This window comes from Rhizobium sp. WYJ-E13, from assembly GCF_018987265.1.
In the GTDB taxonomy this organism is placed as follows: domain Bacteria; phylum Pseudomonadota; class Alphaproteobacteria; order Rhizobiales; family Rhizobiaceae; genus Rhizobium.
This window is the reverse complement of the sequence record NZ_CP076853.1, coordinates 53,402-74,496: the sequence shown is the minus strand read 5'-3', so window position 1 is coordinate 74,496 and position 21,095 is coordinate 53,402. Positions and strand designations below refer to the sequence as shown.

Here is a 21,095-nt window from a genome sequence, read left to right as displayed (position 1 = left end):
AACCCGTCGATTTTGTCGGCGGTTTTTTGTCGGAACGCCCGGTGAAGTGACGTTTTGCCGATGAGGTTGGTCTGATGAGAATTACGGCTGTCTGGCCTTATCCCCAGGCTGGCTTTGGGGTCTTGGTCAGCGCTATGGTGATCTTCTTGATGTTCTGGGCGGCAGCGGCCAGCAGGCATTGGCAGCGGACTCTGACGAGGCCTCGGAAGCGGGCGTAGCGGTGGCCGTGAAGTTGTTTGGCGTCGGCAAAGGAACGTTCGACGGTCTCTTTTCGCCGCTTATAGATTGCCTTGCCCCAGGGTGTCTTTCTGTTGGCATCTGTTCGTTCTCGGGCGTCTTGCCAGACATGGCGGGTGATGGTGCGCTCAGCCTTGGCATTGGACGTGCAGGAGGCAAGCAGCGGGCAGTTTCGGCAGATGGCAGGATCGGAGCGGTAGTGCTTGTAGCCGTTGCGGTCGGTGGTGGCATAGGTCAGCAACTGGCCCTCGGGGCAGCGATAGCCGTCCGTCTCGGGCTCGAACACGAACTTCGATTTGCGCATCATCCCGTCCTTGGGTGGGGTGGGATTGCGATAGCCGGTGACGCCGAGGATTTTTCTGTCCTCCAGTCCCTTGGCGATGCCTGATGTCGCATAGCCCGCATCGAGCCCGACCGCGCCGACATGCAAGTCGAAGCGGTCGCGCTGCCGGTCCAGCCGCTCCAGGTAGACGATCGAGTCATGCACATTGGCCGGCGTCACATGCGTGTCGGTGATGATGGCATGGCGACCATCGACGGTCCGATGATCGAGATAAAAGAAGCCCTTGGGCTTGCCGTCGCGCACCATGTAGCCGCTTTCAGGGTCGGTGCGGCTGACCTTGGTTTCCTTCACCTCGGGCTCGCGCGCCTTCTCCTTCAGCGGCTTCTGGCCATGCGCGGCCCGTTCGGCCTCGATCGCCCGGTCAAGATCGGCCCAGTAATCGGCCCGCGATTTCTGGAGCATCTCAAGATCATATTTGCCCTTGTTGGCATTGGCCTTCAGATGCGTGGAATCCGTATACAGTACCGTGCCGTCGACCAGGCCGTGCCGGATCGCCTGCTTCACGATCGCATCGAAGATGTCCTGGACCACGGACGTATCGTTGAAGCGGCGGCGACGGTTTTGCGACAGCGTCGAGGCATCGAAGACCGGCTCAGTCAGCTTCATCCGAAGGAACCAGCGATAGGCGACATTGACCTCGATCTCGCGCACCAACTGCCGCTCCGAGCGAACCCCGAACAGGTAGCCGATGAACAGAGCCTTGAACATTAAGGTAGGATCGAGCGGCGGACGCCCGTTGTCGGCGCAGTAGAGCCCGGCAACACGATCATGGATGAAGGAAAAGTCGATCACCGCATCGATCTTGCGAAGCAGGTGATCCTTCGGCACCAGGCTGTCGAGCGTCACCATCTCGAGAGCCGTTTGTTCGGGAGCAGGTTTCTTCAACATGTCCCAGTGAATCACAAACCCCTGGCTGTGGCCAGGGGTTTGTCAGCAGTCTGAGGCGCCCAGAAGGGCGCCCCTGACAGCCGGTATTTGAATTTACATCTTCGGCAGCAACACCTCGTCGACGACGTGGATGACGCCGTTCGACTGTTTGACGTCGGCGATGGTGACGTGGGCGACACCACCATTTTCATCCGTCAGCGTGATCTTGCCCATGCTTTCCTTTGCCTTGAGCACGCAGCCGCCGACCGTCTTGATGTCGTGCTCGCCGCCGTCGTCCTTGATCATCTTGGCGACGGTCTTCGACATGGCATCGGCGGCAATGACGTGGCAGGTCAGGATCTTGACGAGCTTGTTTTTGTTTTCAGGTTTCAGCAGCGTATCGACGGTGCCCGCCGGCAGAGCTGCGAAGGCTTCGTTGGTCGGTGCGAAGACGGTGAAGGGACCTTTGCCTTCCAGCGTACCGACGAGCCCGGCAGCCTTCACGGCTGCCACGAGGGTCGTGTGATCCTTGGAATTGACGGCATTCTCGACGATGTTCTTGTTTTCGAACATGGCCGCACCGCCGACCATGGGGTTCTTTGCCTGGGCGGCAAATGCAATTGCGGAAAAGGCGGCGGCGAGAGCGGTTGCGCGCAAGGCGGACTTGAACATGATTTTCTCCTCTGCACCCGGTCGCGGCAGCAGGCTTTATGCCCTGTGCCGCCCGGATATCAGCAACTACGGAAGGTGCTGCAAAAGAGTTTCAGGACAGTGATTTTTTGTTTTACGGCCTGTGGATCGAACCGCTGGCGATGACATGGCCAGTTGGCTGGTGCGTCGGCGAGCCGCCGAATGGCTCCAGGCTGACGGCCAGCGTCGCGCCATCTGCAATCTGGCTGCGCATATCGGTCGGAATCAGCAATTCACCGTTCATGCCCGGCTGGAAAACACCGAGAGAACGAGGCGCGCCACTGCCGGGCATGAGCCAGAGCTCAAGAGATTTCTCCTCCGGCTTGCCGGCCGCAACAGGCACGATCTTCAATCGGCCGCTCTGGATTTCGTAGGAGGCCGTCAGGTTGACCTCGTTGTTCTGTCCCGAGAGTTCGGCCACCAGCGGCGGCGATGCCGGAGGTTGGGGCACGAGGCCCGAGGCAAAGGCGATGACGCCCAGGGTGACTGCAAGCGAGGCAAAAGTGAGTGAGCGCCAGAAACCGGCCGAATTCCAGAGGCCGTGCGAAAAGCGCGGCGTGCTTTCTGCATCGGCAAATAGGCGCGCCTCGATCTGCTTGAAGGTTTCATGGCTTGGCGCGGCCGTGCCGTATTCATCATTGAAACTGGAGAGATTGACCTCCCAGCGGCTGACGATGGCAGCAAACTGCCGGTCGCGGCGCATGCGCTCCTCAACGATCCTGCGATCCTGAAGGGAGAGGACACCCAGCACATATTCGCCGGCGAGAACCTCATCCCGGGAGCGGTCTCCCTTGCTTTTGTCGGGCGATGTCATCGTTCCATGCACTCTCTCAGTTTCAGCAGGCTGCGTCTTAGCCATGTCCGCACAGTGTTCAGCGGGACACCAAACTGATCGGCCAGTTCCTGATAGCTCAGCCCTTCGACATAAGCCCGTTTCACGGCGACCGCTCGATCAGCTTCCAACTCTTCCATGCAGGTGTCAATCCGCCTTCCTTCATCCTTAATCACGACTTGTGCTTCCGGATCGAGACCGGCATCGGCGAGATCAAGCGCATTGTCGATTTCGTCGGCTACCGGCTTGCGCGCCCTCAACGCATCAATCGACTGATTGCGTGCAATCGCCGCAATCCAGGCGGCTGATGTGGAGGAGCCCGCCGTAAAGGCACCGGCACGCTGCCATATCTTGATGTAGACCTCCTGCAACACCTCTTCGGCCTCGTTCCTGTTCCCAAGGATACGAAGGCAGATCGCCAGAAGTTTCGGGCTGGTCTGATGGTAGAGCGCCGCAAAGGCTTTGCGGTCACCCAGCGCTACGCGGCCGATTAAATCTGCAAAATCCCCAGTCATGTCGCCCTCGAATGAACGATTTCCGGTTCGATAGTTTCAATATGAACTGGCAGGTTCCCAGGTCGGCCTTAGATACGAGAAACTATTGCGTGCCGGATTATTCCATCTGTCAAAAACTTGAGATAAAAGGCCGCGATCAATTCCGCGGGGTCCCCCATGAACGAGTCCGAAAGCGAAATCCAGGCACGTCTTCTGGCGCAGGCGCTGCCCTTCATGCAGCGTTACGAAAACAAGACGATCGTCGTGAAGTACGGTGGCCATGCCATGGGTAATCCCGAGCTCGGCAAGGCCTTCGCCAGCGATATCGCACTTTTGAAGCAGTCCGGCGTCAACCCAATCGTCGTGCATGGCGGCGGCCCGCAGATCGGCGCGATGCTGACGAAGATGGGTATCGAATCCAAATTCGAAGGCGGATTGCGCGTTACCGACCAGAAGACGGTCGAAATCGTCGAAATGGTTCTCGCCGGCTCGATCAACAAGGAAATCGTCGCGCTGATCAACCAGACCGGCGAATGGGCGATCGGCCTTTGCGGCAAGGACGGCAACATGGTCTTTGCCGAAAAAGCCCGCAAGACCGTCAAGGACCCCGATTCCAACATCGAGCGGGTGCTCGATCTCGGCTTTGTCGGCGAAGTCGTCGAGGTCGACCGTACGCTGCTCGACCTTCTCGCCCGCTCCGAGATGATCCCGGTTATCGCTCCGGTTGCTCCGGGCCGCGATGGCGCGACCTACAACATCAACGCCGACACTTTCGCTGGCGCGATCGCCGGTGCGCTGAACGCCACCCGCCTCTTGTTCCTGACGGATGTGCCCGGCGTGCTCGACAAGCAGGGCAAGCTCATCAAGGAGCTTTCCGTCGCCGAAGCGCATGCGCTGATCGCCGACGGCACGATTTCCGGTGGCATGATCCCAAAGGTGGAGACCTGCATCGATGCCATCCGGGCGGGCGTGCAGGGCGTCGTCATCCTGAACGGCAAGACGGCCCATTCCGTGCTGCTCGAAATCTTCACCGAGCACGGCGTTGGCACGCTGATCGTTCCCTGATCTATCCAGCGGCAGTGTAGATCGCTGCCGCCGCTTCCTTCAGCTTCGCCATCATGGTCCGGTAAGGCCCCGGACCATAACTGATACGCGAAACGCCAAGTCTTGCGAGATCAGCTGGATCAGGCGCGCCTGCCTTCATCATGATATTGACCGGCAGCGTGGAAGCCGCGCAGACCTTCTCGATCAAAGCCGGCTCGATGAGGCCGGGCACGAAGAAACCGCTGGCGCCCGCAGCCGCATAGGCCTTGCCGCGCTCGATCGCTGCGTCGACCAGACTTGCATGTCTGGACCCATCGCCCTCCTGAAGGAAGAGATCGGTGCGGGCATTGATGAAGAGGTCGATGCCCCTTCCCTCAGCCATTTCCCTGATGGCACGGATGCGGGCCGCCTGCGCTTCAACAGGGTGAAGGCCGGTCCCGCCTACCTTTTGATCTTCAATATTGATACCGACGGCGCCGGCGTCGATCAGCTTTGCGACATTGGCCGCGGCACCGGCAGGCTCTGTCGAATAGCCGCCTTCGAAATCGACCGAGAGCGGCAGATCGTTGACGGCCGTGATCGAGCGGGCGGTCTCGATCAGCACCTCCATCGGCAGCTTCTGACCGTCGCCATAACCATGGGCGGCAGCCACAGACCAGCTTCCGGTCGCAAGCGCCTTCGCTCCGGCCTCCGTCACGGCCTTGGCGGTTCCGGCATCCCAGATGTTGTACAGAATGACAGGGATACCCTTGCGATGCAGCGTGCCGAAAAGCTCGGCCTTCTCAGTCTGGTTCATGCTGTCTTCTCCATCTTATGTACACCGATCTTCTCCTCGTGCCGCAGCAGCCATTGCTTGCGCCAGAGCCCCCCGCCGTAACCCGTCAGCGATCCGTCTGCACCGAGGATCCGATGGCAGGGAACGATGATGGCGAGCTGGTTCGAGCCATTGGCGCGACCGACGGCGCGCACGACTTCGGGGCGTTCCATCTCCCTTGCCAGATCGCCGTAGGCGCGCGTTTGGCCAATCGGAATGTCAACGAGCTTTGCCCAGACATGTTTTTCGAAAGGCGTGCCGCCAAGCGCCAGCGGCGTCTTGAAGGTCGTCAGCCGCCCTTCGAAATAGTCTCTGATTTCCGCTTCGATCTGGTCGATCGCCGGCGTGCGGCCAATCGCGACCGAGGAACGAACACGCTTCTGCAGGGCTTCGAGTTCGGTCGGCAGTGCCTTGCGGTCGTGAAATTCGAGAAGATGCAGATGCGTCTTGTCGGCGACGGCGACCATCGGTCCGAGCGGCGTGTCGAACCAGTCAGCAAACAGCAGTTCCCGGTTCTGCGAGAGCGCCGGCGCCTTGCCGACAAGGCGCTGGAAGGCCGCCCGAAAACCGCTCGGAGATTCATATCCCGCGTCGATCTGCGCATCGATGACACGCGCACCATCGGCCAATTGCCGGGCCGCCTCGCCGAGCCGGCGATAGCGGACAATATCGTGGAAAGTCATGCCGAGCGCCCGCTTGAAGGCGCGACGCACGGTCGAGGGATCGTGGCCCCGGCGCACAAGCTCATCCTCGGTCCAGCGTAGTTCCGGTTTACTCTCGAGCTGTGCCAGCAGTTCATCGACAATCGGTTCGCGGCCGGGCTGTTCCAGCGGCCTGCAGCGTAGGCAGGGGCGGAAGCCTGAATGCATGCAGGCGGCGATCGTATCGAAGAAGATGGTGTTTTCCCGTTTCGGCTTGCGCGCCGGGCAGGTCAGACGACAGAAGATGCCTGTCGTTTTCACACAGACATAGGCCTGGCCCTCGTAATCGGCGCTGCGGGCGATCAGGGCATCATAAAGCGTATCGTCATCGGGACGTTCGAAAAGCATATGCGCTTTCTAGCACTCCGCGCCTGCCTCGTCCGCCGAAAATCAGGCGTCTATTTTCTCTTCGTGATTTTCTTGGCGCCGCGACCATGCCATAAGGGCGGCCATGACAAAGATCGACCGCACGCCCAGCAGACGCGATTTCGAGCATGTGACCGAATGGGTCTTCGACCTCGACAACACGCTCTATCCGCATCACGTCAATCTCTTCGCCCAGATCGACAAGAACATGACGGCCTATGTCTCGGCTCTCCTGCAGATGGAGCAGGAAGAGGCCCGCAAGCTGCAGAAACAGTACTATTATGATCACGGTACGACGCTGCAGGGCCTGATGATCCACCACGGCGTCGATCCCAACGACTTTCTCGAAAAGGCGCATGCGATCGACTATTCGGCACTGACCCCACAGCCGGAACTCGCCGAAGCCATCAAATCCCTGCCGGGGCGCAAGTTCATCTTCACCAATGGCAGCGTCCAGCATGCGCAGGCGACAGCTGGCGCGCTCGGCATCCTTGATCATTTCGACGACATCTTCGATATCGTGGCGGCCGACTACCTGCCGAAGCCGGCGCAGGCGACCTATGACAAGTTCACTGCGCTGAAAAAGGTCGAGACCGGCAAGGCAGCCATGTTCGAAGATCTGCCGCGAAATCTGACGGTGCCGAAGGCACTCGGCATGCAGACCGTTCTGCTCGTGCCGCGCAATCTGGAAGAGACGATTGTCGAATGGTGGGAGAGGACAAGCGGCGAGGACGATCACATCGATTTCGTTACTGACGATCTCGCTGATTTCCTGAAGAAGATTACCGGTTAACTTACCAAAGTTTCATCCATCTTACAGATGTTTAACTGGGTCGCGGCGCCGTTCGGCCCTACCTTTCGTAACGAGGGACATCCTACGAAAGGACGCACTGATATGTACCGCAACAAGCTTATCCTGACGGCGTTTTCTTCTGTTCTTCTACTCGGCGGAGCCACCGGGGCCAGCTTGGCAGCGCCGGGCGACCAGTCTAATCGTCCGCCTCACCATGGGAAGATGGAGCATGGCATGATGGGCGGGCCGCACGGCGCCGCCTTCCGCGAAATCGCCTTTGTACGCATGCTGAAGCAGTTCGACGCCAATAAGGATGGACAGGTTTCCAAGCAGGAGGCAACCGACGGCATGGAGAAGATCTTTGCTGCCATCGACACCAACCATGACGGTTCTCTCACTCCGGGCGAAATCCGAGAATACCGTCAGACGCAATTCAAGGCACGTCGCGAAGCCGCCTCGGCCAAACAAGACAATGCGGATGACAATGCCGCGCCTGACACGGCTGACAACAAGGATCATCGCCGCCCGGACCGGGACGGTCGGCACGGGATGCGCATGCGCATCATGGGCGCCTCGCTGATGATGCACCGCATCGATACCGATGAGAACGGCCAGATCAGCAAGCAGGAGGCGGAAACCGCCTTCAACAAGTTCTTCGATCGCATGGATCGCAACAAGGACGGCGTGATCTCGATCGATGACATGCCGGACCGGCCCTTCCTATAAGGGGCTGACCGGTTTCCCTGGATATCGCGAGGTGTTTGCTTCTGGAACCCTCTTCCCGCTTGCGGGGAGAGGGTTTTTCGTTGCCGCGCTGGAGTTGCCTTATTCGGGATGCTCGTAAAAGTCCTGCACGATCTTCCAGGCCTCATCGGCGGTATCCACGAAGCTGATCAACTTCACATCCTCAGGCGCGATCGTCCCGAATTCGGCAAGCGCCTCGAAGTTGATGATGCTCTGCCAGAATTTCGAGCCGAAGAGCAGCAGCGGGATGCGCTCCATGCGGCCGGTCTGGATCAGCGTCAGGCATTCGAAGAATTCGTCGAGCGTACCGAAGCCGCCGGGGAAGACCGCGACGGCCTTGGCGCGCACCATGAAGTGCATCTTGCGGATCGCGAAATAGTGGAAATTGAAGCTGAGCTCGGGCGTCACATAGGCATTCGGCGCCTGCTCGTGCGGCAGCACGATGTTGAAGCCGATCGAGGGGGCGCCTTCATCGGCCGCGCCGCGGTTCCCTGCTTCCATGACGCCAGGTCCGCCGCCGGTGACAACGACATATTCGTGGAAGTCGAAGCCGGCTGCGTAACGCGAGCAGAGACGGGCGAATTTGCGGGCTTCGTCATAATAGACCGACGCGGCTTCCAGGTTCGCACGCTGGGTCTCGTTGCGGGCAGCCCAGGCGCTCTGGCCGGGCGCCGGAATGCGGGCGCCTCCGAACATGACGACGGTCGACGTGATACCGCGCTCGGCCATCATCATCTCGACCTTCAGGAGTTCGAGCTGCAGGCGGATCGGGCGCAGCTCCTCGCGGCAGAGGAAATCCTCGTCCACATAGGCAAGGCGATAAGCCGGTGAGAGCGTCTGCGGCGTCTTCGGAACCGCTTCCGCGCGCTGCCTGTCGCTCGAACTGCTCTTCAACGGATCCCAGACGCCGTCCCTGCGCCGCCCGCCGCCGTTTCTTGCCTTTGCCATATCGAAATGCCTTTCAGTATTACCGGTCACAAGTGATCGGATATGTCGCTATAACGCCTTGAATCCAGATATGATCTTGTCCGAAAAATCATTCCATTTTACGGGCGCATGCTGTAGATCGGGTGACAACCCGCCAACCGCAATTCCGGAGACTCCGTCGTCTCCACGATAAAGATCGAAGTTTAAGGAATTCTCATGAGCGTCACCGACCTAGCATCCCTCGAGAAGACCATCGAAACCGCCTTCGACAATCGCAACAATGTGAACACGTCGACGAAGGGTGAAGTGCGCGATGCAGTCGAGGCGGCTCTCAATCTGCTCGATGAAGGCAAGGCACGCGTGGCCGAACGCGGCGCCGATGGTGCCTGGAAAGTCAATCAGTGGCTGAAGAAGGCCGTGCTCCTGTCCTTCCGTCTCAGCGACATGGAAGTCGTCAAGGGCGGTCCCGGCCAGTCGACCTGGTGGGATAAGGTTCCCTCGAAGTTCGAAGGCTGGGGCGAAAACCAGTTCCGCGCCACCGGCTTCCGCGCCGTGCCTAACGCGGTCGTTCGCCGCTCGGCCTATATCGCTCCGAATGCGATCCTGATGCCGTCCTTCGTCAACCTCGGCGCCTATGTCGGCGAAGGCACGATGGTCGATACCTGGGCGACCGTCGGCTCGTGCGCGCAGATCGGCAAGCATGTGCATCTTTCCGGCGGCGTCGGCATCGGCGGCGTTCTGGAGCCGATGCAGGCCGGCCCGACGATCATCGAGGACAATTGCTTCATCGGCGCCCGGTCGGAAGTCGTCGAGGGCTGCATCGTGCGTGAAGGTTCCGTGCTCGGCATGGGCGTCTTCATCGGCAAGTCGACCAAGATCGTCGACCGCGCCACCGGCGAAATCACCTATGGCGAAGTACCGCCCTATTCCGTTGTCGTCGCCGGCTCGCTGCCGTCAGACAAGACGATGGCAAACGGTCAGCAGGCGCCGAACCTCTATTGCGCTGTGATCGTCAAGCGTGTCGACGAGCAGACCCGTTCCAAGACGGGCATTAACGAACTGCTCAGGGATTGATGACAGCCCGGAACTGATCCGGTAAACAGTCGGCGTCTTTTTGGGCAAGGCGGTCTGCGCCTTGCCACGTCTTTGCCATTCCCACCGGATAATTCGACCACCATGACCGCCACGAATCCTGTTGCCAATCTTCAGAAGTTGATCCGCTGCCCGTCCGTGACGCCGGCAGAAGGTGGCGCACTTTCGGCGCTGGAAGCGATGCTTTCGCCGCTCGGTTTCAAGATCGAACGAATGATTGCGCAAGAGGCCGGCACGCCCGACGTCGAAAACCTCTATGCCCGCCTCGGCACCGAGGGACCGCATCTGATGTTTGCAGGGCATACCGATGTCGTGCCTGTCGGCGACGAAGGCGCCTGGACGCATCCGCCCTTTGCCGCCGAGATCGCCGGTGGCGAGCTTTTCGGCCGTGGCGCGGTCGACATGAAAGGCGGCATTGCCTGCTTTGCCGCAGCCGTTGCCCGGCATGTCGAGAAGCATGGCGTACCGAAGGGCTCGATTTCCTTCCTGATCACGGGCGACGAGGAAGGCCCGTCGATCAACGGTACGATCAAGGTTCTGCAATGGGCCGCCGAACGCGGCGAGACTTGGGATGCCTGCGTCGTCGGTGAGCCCACCAATCCGAACAAGCTCGGCGACATGATCAAGATCGGCCGTCGGGGTTCGCTCTCCGGCAAGATTGTCGTGCATGGCGTGCAGGGTCATGCCGCCTATCCGCACCTCGCCGACAATCCGGTGCGCGGCATGCTGCAGCTGACCCAGGCGCTCATGGATCCGCCCTTCGATGCCGGCACCGACAATTTCCAGCCGTCCAACCTCGAAGTCACGACTATCGATGTCGGCAATCCGGCGACGAACGTCATTCCGGCCAAGGCTCTAGCAAGCTTCAACATCCGCTTCAACGATACCTGGACGGCAGATACGCTGCGGGCCGAGATCATCCGGCGCCTCGATGCGGCGGCTGCGGACGGTATATTGCGGCCGGGCCGCGAGCCGGTGAAATATGAGATCATCTGGGCCGACCGGCCGAGCCACGTCTTCCTGACGCGCAACAATGCGCTGATCGCCTCACTGTCCTCGGCTGTCGAGAGCGTCACCGGTGCATCGCCGGCGCTGTCGACGACGGGCGGCACGTCTGATGCGCGCTTCATCAAGGATTATTGTCCGGTCGTGGAATTCGGCCTCGTCGGCCAGACCATGCATATGGTCGACGAGCGCGTCGCCATTGCGGATCTGGAGACGCTGACGGCGATCTACGAAACCTTCATCGAACGTTGGTTTGAGAATGCCGGGGTTTGAGAATGCCGGGCTTTAGAGAGGTTCAATATTATCTCGCCGGCATCTGGTTGCTGATCAAGCTCGATCCGCGTGGTTTCCGCTTCCTCGACATATCGGATCGCGGCGTCAACCGATCCTTCTGGGCGATCATCTGGTGCCTGCCACCAATGGGTATTTCGTGGCTCTGGTGGCGCAATGCCTATCTCCGCTCCATGCCGCCGGAAACCGATGTCGGATTTCCCTTCTACTTCCGGCTTGGGCTTGTAGAACTTGCGAATTGGTTCGTGCCGCTGGTCTTTGCCGGTCTGCTGCTGCTTGCCGTCCGTATGGGCGAGCGTTTCGCGCCTGTCGTCGTCGGCGTCAACTGGCTCAACGTGCCGCTCGCCTATATCAACGGGCTGTTGCTGGCGTTCGTGTTCTTCCTGCCGGGCTCGGTTGGTGTCGTATCGCTGCTGCTGCTCGTCTTCATGCTGGCGCAGGTCTTCGTGCTGGCGCGGATCCTCAGGATGATCTGCCATGGCCATGCCCTGATGGTCGGAGCGCTCACGCTGGTGCTGCTGGTGCCATCGATGATGCTGTCGGAATATCTGCAGAACTTCCTCGGCATCTATCCGGCGTGATCAGCGCGGATTGACGATTTCGCCTTCTTCCTTGGTGAAGGTTCCGATATCCGGATTGGGCAGAATCTCCAGCACCGCTTCGGACGGCCTGCACAGGCGCGCATCCTTTTCCGTCACGACGATCGGCCGATGATGAGGATCGGATGCGCCATCATTACGTCGAGCAGACGCTCGTCGGTCAGTTCGGGATTATCGAGCCCGAGTTCGTCATAAGGTGTTCCCTTCTGGCGAAGAAGATCGCGGGCGGACGTGCCCATGGCGGCGATCAGCTCGACAAGCTCTTCGCGCGCCGGCTGCGTCTTCAGATATTCGATGATCTCAGGCTCTTCGCCGAACTGGCGGATCGTGGCCAGCGTGTTGCGGGAGTGCCGCAGACCGGATTATGATAGATCGTCACCGTCATCGTTTTCATCCATCGGCTTGCGGCGATCGGTGATCACCTCGGGATAATCAACCTGCATGAAATAGAGCCCGTCCGGCGGCGCCACGGGACCGCAGGCCTTGCGATCGCGTGCATCGAGTGCCGACCGCACATCATCTGACGTCCACTTGCCCTCACCCGCCAGTTTGAGCGTTCCGGCGAAGGAGCGGATCTGGTTGTGCAGAAAGCTCTGTGCGGTGGCGCGAATTTCGATCAGTTCGCCATTGCGGGTCACGTCCAGCCGGTCGAGCGTACGCACCGGACTGTTTGCCTGGCAGTGGGCCGAACGGAACGTCGAGAAATCGTGCTTGCCGACGAGCCTCTGGGCTGCGGCATGCATGACCTCGTGATCCAGCAGCTTCGGCACCCACCATGCCTTGCCCGCTTCCAGCGCCAGCGGCGCGCGACGGCTGATGATGCGATAGAGATAGTGCCGGCGGAGTGCGGAAAAGCGGGCGTCGAAGAACGCGCTCGTCACCTCGACACTGAGGATCGCTACCTTCTCGCGAGCAAGCTTCAGATGAGCATTCAGCGCATTCTGAAGCTTGAAAGGCGACCAGTCCTTAGAAAGATCGGCATGGATGACTTGACCCATGCCATGGACGCCGGAATCGGTGCGGCCCGCACCGCGAATCGAAACGGTATCGCCACTTGCCGAAAAGATCGCCTTTTCGATTGCACCCTGCACCGATGGGCCGTTGTCCTGCCGCTGCCAGCCGACATAGGGGCCGCCGTCATATTCGACGATCATGCGGTATCGCGGCATCAGGCGAGCCTCGTGCCCGCGGCAAGCGGCGTACCGTGAAGGAAGTCGCCGGCGGCGAGCGGTTTGCCACCGGCCTTCTGCAGCCTTGTAAGGCGGATGGCGCCCGCCCCGCAGGCAACCACGAAATCGTCGGTCAGAAGTGTGCCGGCCGCCCCCTCAGCCGCCGCAAGTTCGGAGCCGAGCACCTTCACGCGCTCAGCTTTACCGTTGATCTCGAGTTCGAACCAGGCACCCGGGAAGGGTGCGAGGCCTCGGATATGGTTGTGAACGTCTTTGGCGTCGCGGCTGAAATCGATGCGTGTTTCCGCCTTGTCGATCTTGGCGGCGTAGAGCACGCCTTCGGCCGGCTGGGGGGTGAGCGGCAGATCGTCCATCTCCAGCTTGACCATGGCTTCGGCCATCGCCTTTGCGCCAACATGCATCAGTCTATCGTGCAGTTCGCCCGATGTCATGTTCGGGCCGATCTCAACTTCGCGGGTCAGCGCGACGTCGCCGGTATCGAGACCCTTGTCCATCTTCATGACCATCATGCCGGTCTTTTCATCGCCGGCCATGATCGCCCGCTGGATGGGCGCAGCGCCACGCCAGCGCGGCAGCAGCGAGGCATGGCCGTTATAGCAGCCGTAACGCGTGCCGGTCAGGATAGCCTCGGGCAGCAACAGGCCATAGGCGACGACGACGCCGACATCAGCATTAAGCGCGCGGAAACGTTCACGCTCTTCGGGGTCTTTGAAATTGACCGGCGTAAAGACCGGCAGGCCGAACAGCTCAGCCGCCTGGTGTACCGGCGATTTCTGGAGATCGAGCCCACGCCGTCCACCGGGCCGCGGCGGCTGGGTATAGACGGCGACGATCTGGTGGCCCGCCTCCACAAGCAGGCGCAGCGTCGGGACGGAAAACTCGGGCGTTCCCATGAAAACGATACGAAGAGACATTCTATCTCACAATTGAGGATCAACCGTCTTCAAACGGGTTTGCCGGCTCACAATCAAGCCCGCTCGAAATCTTTCGTATATGCCGCTGCCAGCCCGCCTAGAGCGCCTTGGACTTGGAAGCCTTGGTGAATTTCTTGATCACCATTTCGCGCTTCAGCCGCGAGATATGATCGATGAAGAGCACGCCGTTCAGGTGATCGATCTCGTGCTGGAGGCAGGTCGCCAGAAGCCCATCGGCCTCTACACTCTGTTCCTTACCTTCGCGATCCAGATATTTGACCGTGACTTTCGCGGGGCGTTCGACCTCCGCGTAGTAGTCGGGAATGGAAAGGCAGCCTTCCTCATAGACGGACCGGTCGTCCGAGGAGCTGACGATCTCCGGATTGATGAAGACGAGCGGCTGTTTATCCTCGCCTTCCTTCGACAGATCGATGACGAGCATGCGGCGCGCAATGCCGATCTGGATCGCAGCAAGGCCGATGCCCGGTGCGTCGTACATGGTTTCCAGCATGTCGTCGGAAAGCCGCTGGAGATCGGCATCGACTCGCTCGATCGGCTTGGAAACCTGACGGAGAACCGGATCGGGAAGAATGATGAGTGGCTTGATGGTCATGGCGTTCCCATAACCCATCTTTTCACACTAGGGAATCATCCGCCGGGCAGGGATTGCGGTTTTTTGCAGCGCCTGCCCGATTTTGTCCGGATTGTCAGGCTGCGCGGCGAGCGACACCCGCGGCCTGACCGCCTTCGGCGCGTGCGCGGAAACGCTGCAGCAGTTCGATGAGGTTTTCGACTTCATCCTTCAGCCTGCGGGTTTCGGCGGACGTACGCTCGACCATGCCGGAATTCTGCTGGGTGATGGTGTCCATATTGCGGATCGCCACGCTCACCTCGTTGACGCCGGTCGCCTGATCCCGCGCGGCGGCGGCGATATCGGCAACGAAGCTGTTGATGATGTCGATGCGGCTGATCATGTCGCTCAGCGCCTCACCGGTGCTGCTGACGATGTTGACGCCCTCGTTCACCTGCGTGGAGCTTTCGGAGATCAGGTTCTTGATCTCCTTGGCGGCATCGGCCGTGCGCTGGGCAAGCTGACGAACCTCCTGTGCGACGACGGCGAAGCCCTTGCCGGCATCACCGGCACGGGCGGCTTCGACGCCGGCGTTCAGCGCCAGCAGGTTGGTCTGGAAAGCGATCTCATCGATGACGCCGATGATCTTGGCGATCTCGGTGGAAGACTTCTCGATACCGGCCATGGCCGAAACGGCGCTGGTGACGAGTTCGCCGGAATTCTTGGCTTTCTCCTGCGTTTCGCGCACGGCGCCAGATGCCTTCTCGGCATTGGCAGCAGTCTGGCTGACACTGACGGAAAGCTGCTGCAGAGCAGCCGAGCTTTCTTCGACGCCGGCTGCCTGCTGCGCTGTGCGCAAGGCGAGATCGTCCGTCGCCTTGGACATCACATCGGCGCCTTCGAGAATGTGGCTGGAGGTCGCGCGGACGGAGGTGAAAGAATCGCGAAGAGCGTTGACGGCCCTGTTATAGTCTTCAGCCATCTGGCGAAAATTGCCGGGCAGATGGGCAGGAAGGGTCGCTTCGAGATCGCCGCGCGACAGCGCTTCGAGGCCGCGGCGCAGATGTTCCAGCGCCAGCGCCTGATCTGCTTCGGAGCGGGCGCGTTCTTCTTCCAGCGCGTGGCGTTTTTCCTCGAGCGCCTGGAGATAGACGGAGATGGAATAATCCATGTCGAGCATCGCTGCCTTGATGACGGCAGTCAGCTTTTCGGCGAGCGCCTTTCCCTGCTGGCGGGCAAAGAACGATGGCCACTGCTTTTCCATCAGGCCCCGAACGAGCTCCGACATGACGAGCGCATAACCGCCGATATACCAGCGCGGCTCCAGGCCGATACGGGCATGGGTGCGGCCGACGGCCGTAACGCCGTTCACATAGCGCTCGTCGAAATTGCCGCCCGAAAGATTGCCCCAATGTTCCTGCTGACGCTTCTTGGCGTGGCCCATATGGGCCTTGTCGGAGAAAAAGCCTGCGACAGCCGGGGTCTTTGCAAGCTTGCCGTAAAATTTGTCGAGTGCGCCGCCGAGAAGCTCCGAGATCGCCGGCCGCAGCTCCCGGAGGTTCTTGCGCGCCTCATCGTCAAGCTCAATGAAGTCAAGGCGCTGCCTGAGGGCATTGTCGGTCTGCTGGGGAGTCATGGACGATCTCTATCTGGCGCGGATGCGGAGGGAATAACGGCGCCAGATTTGGCGAATATGGTTGAGCAATCGTTAAGCGCATCGCTGATTTTTCTTCTGTTACAGCGAAGTAGCTGGATAGTGCCAAAAAGGCCAACGCGGATTGTTCACGTTTTGATCTGGATATCGCCGGCCATTTTGTTATGGTGTGGTATGACCATGACACCCGACTCACTCACCATTTCCCTGCCCATACTGAGCCCTGGCGTGCTTGCGGTCGCTGGCGGTGCGCTCGCCGTCATCATTCTCGTGACGATCGTGTTTGCGCTGCGCAGCGCCGGCATTCGTCGCGAGGAGGCAGAAGAGGCCCATCTTCGCGCTGCAGAAAGCGAAGCGCGCATGGCCGAACTTCTAAAAATCCAGGCCGAGATGCAGGGGCGCATCTCGACCATGACGGAAGTCTTTGGTGCACGGCAGGCCGAACTCAATCATGCGATCAACCAGCGGCTCGACGGCATGTCGCAACGCATGAACTCGACGCTGACCGAGCAGACAAAATCAACGCATGACAACCTGCAGAAGCTGCAGGAGCGCCTCGCGGTGATCGATGTCGCCCAGAACAATATCCAGACGCTCGCCAAGGATGTCGTGGGGCTGCAGGCCATTCTTTCCAACAAGCAGACGCGCGGGGCTTTCGGCCAGTCGCGCATGGAAACGATCGTCGCCGATGGCTTGCCTATGGGCGCCTATGCCTTCCAGCAGACGCTTTCCAACGGCTCGCGGCCGGACTGTACGATCCGGATGCCGAACGGGGCACCGCCGCTGGTCATCGATGCCAAATTTCCGCTCGAAGCGTGGAACGCGATCCGCGATGCAGGCGGCGCAGACGACGGCAAGCTTGCCGGCCAGCAGTTTCGCCGAGACATGGAAGTCCACATCAAGGATATTTCCGAGAAATATCTGATCCAGGGCGAGACGCAGGACACGGCTTTCCTCTTCGTTCCCTCGGAATCGATCTTCGCTGAAATTCACGAGAATTTCGAGGCGATCGTGCAGAAGGCTCACCGCGCACGCGTCGTCATCGTCTCGCCTTCGCTCTTGATGCTGTCGATCCAGGTCATCCAGGCCGTTCTGAAAGACCAGCGCATGCGGGCACAGGCGCACGTCATCCAGGGCGAAGTCGCCCTCCTCATGGACGATCTCGGCCGGCTCGACGAACGCGTACGCAAGCTGCAGGGACATTTTTCCCAGACGCAGCGCGACGTGGACCAGATCATTACCTCGGCGGACAAGCTCACCAAGCGCGGCGCGAAGATCGAGGCGCTGGAATTTGAAGCGAGTGGTGACGGCAAGCAGCCGCAGGTGAGTGAGCCGCCGGCGAAATCTGTCGAAAGCAGGACCGGACTGCTCAAGCTCAGGGTGGTTGACGAGGAGTAATCACTTCGGCAGTGTCGCGCCCGAAGCAAGGGACGGACATTCCATGATCACAGTATTCGGCTCCATCAATATGGACCTCATCGCCACCACCGAGCGCCTGCCGAAGCCCGGCGAAACCGTTGCCGGCAACAGCTTTGCGACGGCAGCCGGCGGCAAGGGCGCCAATCAGGCGCTCGCTGCCCGACGCGCAGGCCGCTATGTCCATATGGCGGGCGCTGTCGGCAAGGATGCCTTTGCCGACGCCGCCCTCGAACTGCTCGATGGCGCCGGCACCGATCTTTCCCTCGTCAGCCATGTCGAGGGGCCGACGGGCACAGCCCTCATTCTCGTCGGCGGCGACGGCGAGAACATGATCGCCGTCATTCCCGGTGCGAACGGCAAGGTCAACGGCGACAGCGCCGAGGCCGCCGTCAGCGCCATGAATGAGGGCGACATACTGATGCTGCAGCTCGAAATCCCGGTCGAGGCGGTCGAGCGTGCGCTTGCCGCCTCTCGCGCAAAGGGCGTCACCAGCATTCTCAATCTTGCGCCGCTCATTCCGGATGCCCCGCGCCTCGGTCGGCTTGCCGATATCGTCATTGCCAATGAGACCGAGTTCGAGCGGCTGGCGGGACAGGAAAACATGAGCGCCGACGATCGCGAGGCGGCATTGGAGCGCCTGCATGCAGAAACCGGCCAGACCTTGATCGTCACGCTCGGCGGCGATGGGGTCATCGCGATCCGGGGTGGCGAGATTTCTCGCGCGCAAGGCCTGATCATCGAACCTGTCGACACGGTCGGAGCAGGCGATACGTTCTGCGGCTACTTCGCCGCAAGCCTCGATGAGGGACTGGATTTCAACTCGGCGCTGCGGCGTGCAGCGGTTGCCGGCTCGCTCGCCTGCCTGAAGCCGGGGGCTCAGCCCTCCATTCCGCTCGCAGCCGAAGTCGCAGACAGAATATAGTCCAGTCCAGCCGCGAACTGGCCATCAAACACGACCCCTAGTTTTGGTGTAGCATGCAGGATTTGCCGCCGAGACATATAGAATTTCATTCAAATTTAAGAGGTTTCTGGCGATCCTTCGGGTAATCGCCGCCTCGTTCATCTTCGAGGCAGTCACTCCCCATGGCAGCTCCATGATAGAGCGTGCCTTACCCGCTGCGCCGGAGAATGGCCCTTCGGTGCGTCCTTGCCCCGAGGAACCTATGTTCATTTTCAGAATGAAATCGCTTGCGGCGAAGCTCATTGTCATTACCGGTGCCGCCATTGCACTGGTGCTTGTCGTTTCGAACCTCTTTCTCATCGACCAGACCCGTAACCGCGTCCAGACCCTGACACTGGATCAGGCCAACTCCGAAGCCAAATCGATCGCCAACGAGATTGCAGCCAATGTCGGCGAGCTTGCGAGCGCTGCCCGCACCATGTCGGGCGTCGTCGGACGCGGGCATGAAGGCAAGATCCTCGATCGCAAGGGCATCATCAGCATTCTGAAGGCCAATCTCGAACAGAACGCTTTCGCCTTCGGCAGCTGGTTCTGCGAGCAGCTTGGCGCCTTCGACGGCAAGACCACTGAGATCGCCAACAACACCGATGAAGGCACCAACAAAGTCGGGGCCTTCACGCCCTACTGGTCGAAGACCAGGACCGGCGACATCCAGTTCTCGACCTTCGACAACGATTACGCCGCCGAATGGTGGAAGCTTGCTGCCAATAGCGGCAAGGGCGCGATCACCGTGCCCTACCTCGCCGAAGGCACCGACGTTCCCACGCTGCTGACCTCGATTGCCTATCCGGTCATGTCCGGCGGCAAGATGATCGGCGTGGAAGGCGTCGATATTTCACTGAAGTCGCTCACCGACAAGGTGCAGGCGCTGCGCCCCTTCGGCTCCGGCCGTGTGACGCTGATCGCCCAGAACGGCAACTGGATCGTTGCTCCACTCCCCGATCTGATGTCCAAGCCCTATGGCGACAATCCTGGCTCTGCCGACGTGACGGCTGCGCTTTCGTCCATGAAGGTCGGCCTCGTCAAGAACCTCAGCTTCGATGGCCTCGATCCCTTCGACCGCGTCGTCTATCCCTTCGCCGTCCCCGGCCTGAACGCCAACTGGGTCGTGCTGGTCGACGTTCCGCACACGGCGATGAATGCGCCGGTTCAGGACCAGACCTTCATGATGATTGTCAACGGCATCATTGTGCTGGGCGCCGTCCTAGTCGCCCTCTACTTCGCTGTCCGGTCGCTGGTGCAGCGTCCGCTCGCTGGCCTGGTTTCCAGCGTCAAGGCGCTGAGCGACGGAAAATACGACGAAACGGTCGCCGGCCAGACCCGCGCCGATGAAATCGGATCGGTCGCCAAGGCTCTCGAAGGCTTCCGCTTCGCGCTTGCCGATACGCGGCGTCTCGAAGCCGAGGCCGACAACCAGCGCCTCGCCGCCGAAACCGAACGCGGTCGCTCGGAATCGGAGCGCCAGCAATCAGTCAGCCTGCAGCGTCACATCGTCTCGATCGTTGGTGCAGGCCTTTCCGAACTCTCGCAGGGCAATCTCGGCCACCGCATCACCGAGGAATTCCCCGGCGAATACGGCAAGCTGAAGCAGGACTTCAACGCTGCGCTCGCTAGCCTTGAGGAAACCATCAACACGATGAGCCTCAGCGTCGTCAATATCGGCTCCGGCACGGGTGAAATCAGCAACAGCGCCTCCGACCTTGCCAAGCGTACCGAACAGCAGGCCGCAAGCCTGGAAGAGACGGCAGCAGCGCTCAACGAGCTGACCGCCCAGGTCAATTCCAGCGCCGAGAACGCTCGTACGGCCGCTGACAACGTCAATCTCGCCTGTGAAGACGCCGAGAAATCAGGTGAAGTGGTGCAGAAGGCGATTGCCTCCATGCACGGTATCGAACAGTCGTCGACGGAAGTTTCGCGCATCATCGGCGTCATCGACGAAATCGCCTTCCAGACGAACCTCTTGGCTCTGAACGCTGGTGTCGAGGCTGCGCGCGCCGGTGAAGCCGGCAAAGGCTTTGCAGTCGTCGCACAGGAAGTCCGGGAACTCGCTCAGCGTTCAGCGAATGCCGCCAAGGAGATCAAGACGCTGATCAACACCTCAGCCGTCCAGGTCAAGGAAGGCGTCGACCTCGTCGGGCGCGCCGGCGAGACGCTGCACAAGATTGCCGAGCAGGTGATGGGCATCAATGGCCTCATCCGCCAGATCTCGGCTTCGGCCAGCGAACAGGCCGTCGGCCTGAAGGAGATCAACCAAGCCGTGAACCAGATGGACCAGGTCACGCAACAGAACGCCGCGATGGTGGAAGAAACGACCGCAGCCAGCGTGACACTGAACGACGAGGCTCAGACGCTGAAAACACTGGTCACCCGCTTCCGTGTCTCCAGCCAGGGCAATGCCGCGGCAGCACTGCGCTCCACCGCACAGCAGATGCGCGCACCGGCTGCGCCGACACCACGCGCCGCTGCTCCGGCACCGCGCCGGGCCGTTGCCCAGTCCCGCGGCTCGGCCGCTGTGGCCCAGGACAATTGGGAAGAGTTCTGATGCTG

At 60.6% G+C, this 21,095-nt stretch carries 20 protein-coding genes and 1 pseudogene; 9 read left to right on the top strand and 12 right to left on the bottom strand.

Annotated elements, in window-relative coordinates; all coding sequences use genetic code 11:
* Positions 1–97: 97 nt before the first annotated feature.
* The 4 genes from KQ933_RS00365 to KQ933_RS00350 all read right to left on the bottom strand — a co-directional run bounded on the left by KQ933_RS00365 (position 98) and on the right by KQ933_RS00350 (position 3,484).
* On the bottom strand, positions 98–1,468 hold the full coding sequence (locus tag KQ933_RS00365; protein ID WP_216755122.1) for an IS1182 family transposase: 1,371 nt from the start codon (positions 1,466–1,468) through the stop codon (positions 98–100).
* Positions 1,469–1,561: 93 nt separating this feature from the next.
* Positions 1,562–2,119, bottom strand: a complete 558-nt coding sequence (locus KQ933_RS00360; RefSeq protein ID WP_216756864.1) for a fasciclin domain-containing protein — start codon at positions 2,117–2,119, stop codon at positions 1,562–1,564.
* Between the two features lie 112 nt (positions 2,120–2,231).
* Positions 2,232–2,951 (bottom strand): anti-sigma factor, encoded by a 720-nt coding sequence (locus KQ933_RS00355; protein WP_216756863.1) that lies wholly within the window; start codon positions 2,949–2,951, stop codon positions 2,232–2,234.
* Positions 2,948–3,484 (bottom strand): sigma-70 family RNA polymerase sigma factor, encoded by a 537-nt coding sequence (locus KQ933_RS00350; protein WP_216756862.1) that lies wholly within the window; start codon positions 3,482–3,484, stop codon positions 2,948–2,950. The genes KQ933_RS00355 and KQ933_RS00350 overlap by 4 nt, the downstream gene beginning before the upstream one ends.
* A 156-nt stretch (positions 3,485–3,640) precedes the next feature.
* On the opposite strand from KQ933_RS00350, the gene argB reads away from it, so the two are divergent.
* On the top strand, positions 3,641–4,528 hold the full coding sequence (gene argB, locus KQ933_RS00345) for an acetylglutamate kinase (protein WP_183728030.1): 888 nt from the start codon (positions 3,641–3,643) through the stop codon (positions 4,526–4,528).
* 1 nt (position 4,529) lies between these two features.
* Here the strand turns inward: argB and KQ933_RS00340 are convergent, their stop codons facing one another.
* A complete protein-coding gene (locus KQ933_RS00340) occupies positions 4,530–5,303 on the bottom strand; it encodes an isocitrate lyase/phosphoenolpyruvate mutase family protein (protein ID WP_216756861.1) in 774 nt (257 codons plus the stop codon).
* Positions 5,300–6,370, bottom strand: coding sequence for a bifunctional transcriptional activator/DNA repair enzyme AdaA (locus KQ933_RS00335; protein WP_216756860.1), 1,071 nt, complete (start codon positions 6,368–6,370; stop codon positions 5,300–5,302). Before KQ933_RS00335 ends, KQ933_RS00340 begins: the two co-directional genes overlap by 4 nt.
* A gap of 103 nt (positions 6,371–6,473) precedes the next feature.
* On the opposite strand from KQ933_RS00335, the gene KQ933_RS00330 reads away from it, so the two are divergent.
* The gene (locus KQ933_RS00330; protein WP_216756859.1) at positions 6,474–7,181 is read left to right on the top strand and encodes a pyrimidine 5'-nucleotidase; all 708 of its coding nucleotides are present in this window, start codon (positions 6,474–6,476) and stop codon (positions 7,179–7,181) included.
* Positions 7,182–7,283: 102 nt separating this feature from the next.
* Complete coding sequence (locus KQ933_RS00325) at positions 7,284–7,907, top strand: EF-hand domain-containing protein (protein ID WP_216756858.1); 624 nt, start codon at positions 7,284–7,286, stop codon at positions 7,905–7,907.
* Positions 7,908–8,006: 99 nt separating this feature from the next.
* Here the strand turns inward: KQ933_RS00325 and KQ933_RS00320 are convergent, their stop codons facing one another.
* On the bottom strand, positions 8,007–8,873 hold the full coding sequence (locus tag KQ933_RS00320; RefSeq protein ID WP_216756857.1) for an LOG family protein: 867 nt from the start codon (positions 8,871–8,873) through the stop codon (positions 8,007–8,009).
* A gap of 195 nt (positions 8,874–9,068) precedes the next feature.
* Here KQ933_RS00320 and dapD point away from each other — a divergent pair, with 195 nt between their 5' ends.
* The 3 genes from dapD to KQ933_RS00305 all read left to right on the top strand — a co-directional run bounded on the left by dapD (position 9,069) and on the right by KQ933_RS00305 (position 11,821).
* The gene (gene dapD, locus KQ933_RS00315) at positions 9,069–9,926 is read left to right on the top strand and encodes a 2,3,4,5-tetrahydropyridine-2,6-dicarboxylate N-succinyltransferase (RefSeq protein WP_216756856.1); all 858 of its coding nucleotides are present in this window, start codon (positions 9,069–9,071) and stop codon (positions 9,924–9,926) included.
* A gap of 102 nt (positions 9,927–10,028) precedes the next feature.
* Entirely contained in the window at positions 10,029–11,222 is a 1,194-nt protein-coding gene (dapE, locus tag KQ933_RS00310) for a succinyl-diaminopimelate desuccinylase (protein WP_216756855.1), read from the top strand.
* Positions 11,223–11,224: 2 nt separating this feature from the next.
* The gene (locus tag KQ933_RS00305; protein WP_216756854.1) at positions 11,225–11,821 is read left to right on the top strand and encodes a hypothetical protein; all 597 of its coding nucleotides are present in this window, start codon (positions 11,225–11,227) and stop codon (positions 11,819–11,821) included.
* Here the strand turns inward: KQ933_RS00305 and arsC are convergent.
* The 5 genes and pseudogenes from arsC to KQ933_RS00280 all read right to left on the bottom strand — a co-directional run bounded on the left by arsC (position 11,822) and on the right by KQ933_RS00280 (position 16,150).
* A pseudogene (gene arsC, locus KQ933_RS00300) lies at positions 11,822–12,224 on the bottom strand (arsenate reductase (glutaredoxin)).
* Positions 12,202–13,008: a tRNA pseudouridine(38-40) synthase TruA gene (gene truA, locus KQ933_RS00295; protein WP_216756853.1), complete on the bottom strand. Its 807-nt coding sequence runs from the start codon at positions 13,006–13,008 to the stop codon at positions 12,202–12,204. Before truA ends, arsC begins: the two are co-directional and overlap by 23 nt.
* Positions 13,008–13,943, bottom strand: a complete 936-nt coding sequence (gene fmt, locus KQ933_RS00290) for a methionyl-tRNA formyltransferase (protein WP_216756852.1) — start codon at positions 13,941–13,943, stop codon at positions 13,008–13,010. Before fmt ends, truA begins: the two co-directional genes overlap by 1 nt.
* A 97-nt stretch (positions 13,944–14,040) precedes the next feature.
* Complete coding sequence (def, locus tag KQ933_RS00285) at positions 14,041–14,556, bottom strand: peptide deformylase (protein WP_183727998.1); 516 nt, start codon at positions 14,554–14,556, stop codon at positions 14,041–14,043.
* A 94-nt stretch (positions 14,557–14,650) separates the two neighbouring features.
* On the bottom strand, positions 14,651–16,150 hold the full coding sequence (locus KQ933_RS00280) for a globin-coupled sensor protein (RefSeq protein WP_216756851.1): 1,500 nt from the start codon (positions 16,148–16,150) through the stop codon (positions 14,651–14,653).
* Between the two features lie 192 nt (positions 16,151–16,342).
* On the opposite strand from KQ933_RS00280, the gene KQ933_RS00275 reads away from it, so the two are divergent.
* The 3 genes from KQ933_RS00275 to KQ933_RS00265 all read left to right on the top strand — a co-directional run bounded on the left by KQ933_RS00275 (position 16,343) and on the right by KQ933_RS00265 (position 21,090).
* Positions 16,343–17,566: a DNA recombination protein RmuC gene (locus KQ933_RS00275; protein ID WP_216756850.1), complete on the top strand. Its 1,224-nt coding sequence runs from the start codon at positions 16,343–16,345 to the stop codon at positions 17,564–17,566.
* 43 nt (positions 17,567–17,609) lie between these two features.
* Positions 17,610–18,509, top strand: a complete 900-nt coding sequence (locus KQ933_RS00270) for a ribokinase (protein ID WP_216756849.1) — start codon at positions 17,610–17,612, stop codon at positions 18,507–18,509.
* 241 nt (positions 18,510–18,750) lie between these two features.
* Positions 18,751–21,090, top strand: a complete 2,340-nt coding sequence (locus KQ933_RS00265) for a methyl-accepting chemotaxis protein (RefSeq protein WP_216756848.1) — start codon at positions 18,751–18,753, stop codon at positions 21,088–21,090.
* Positions 21,091–21,095 lie beyond the last annotated feature (5 nt).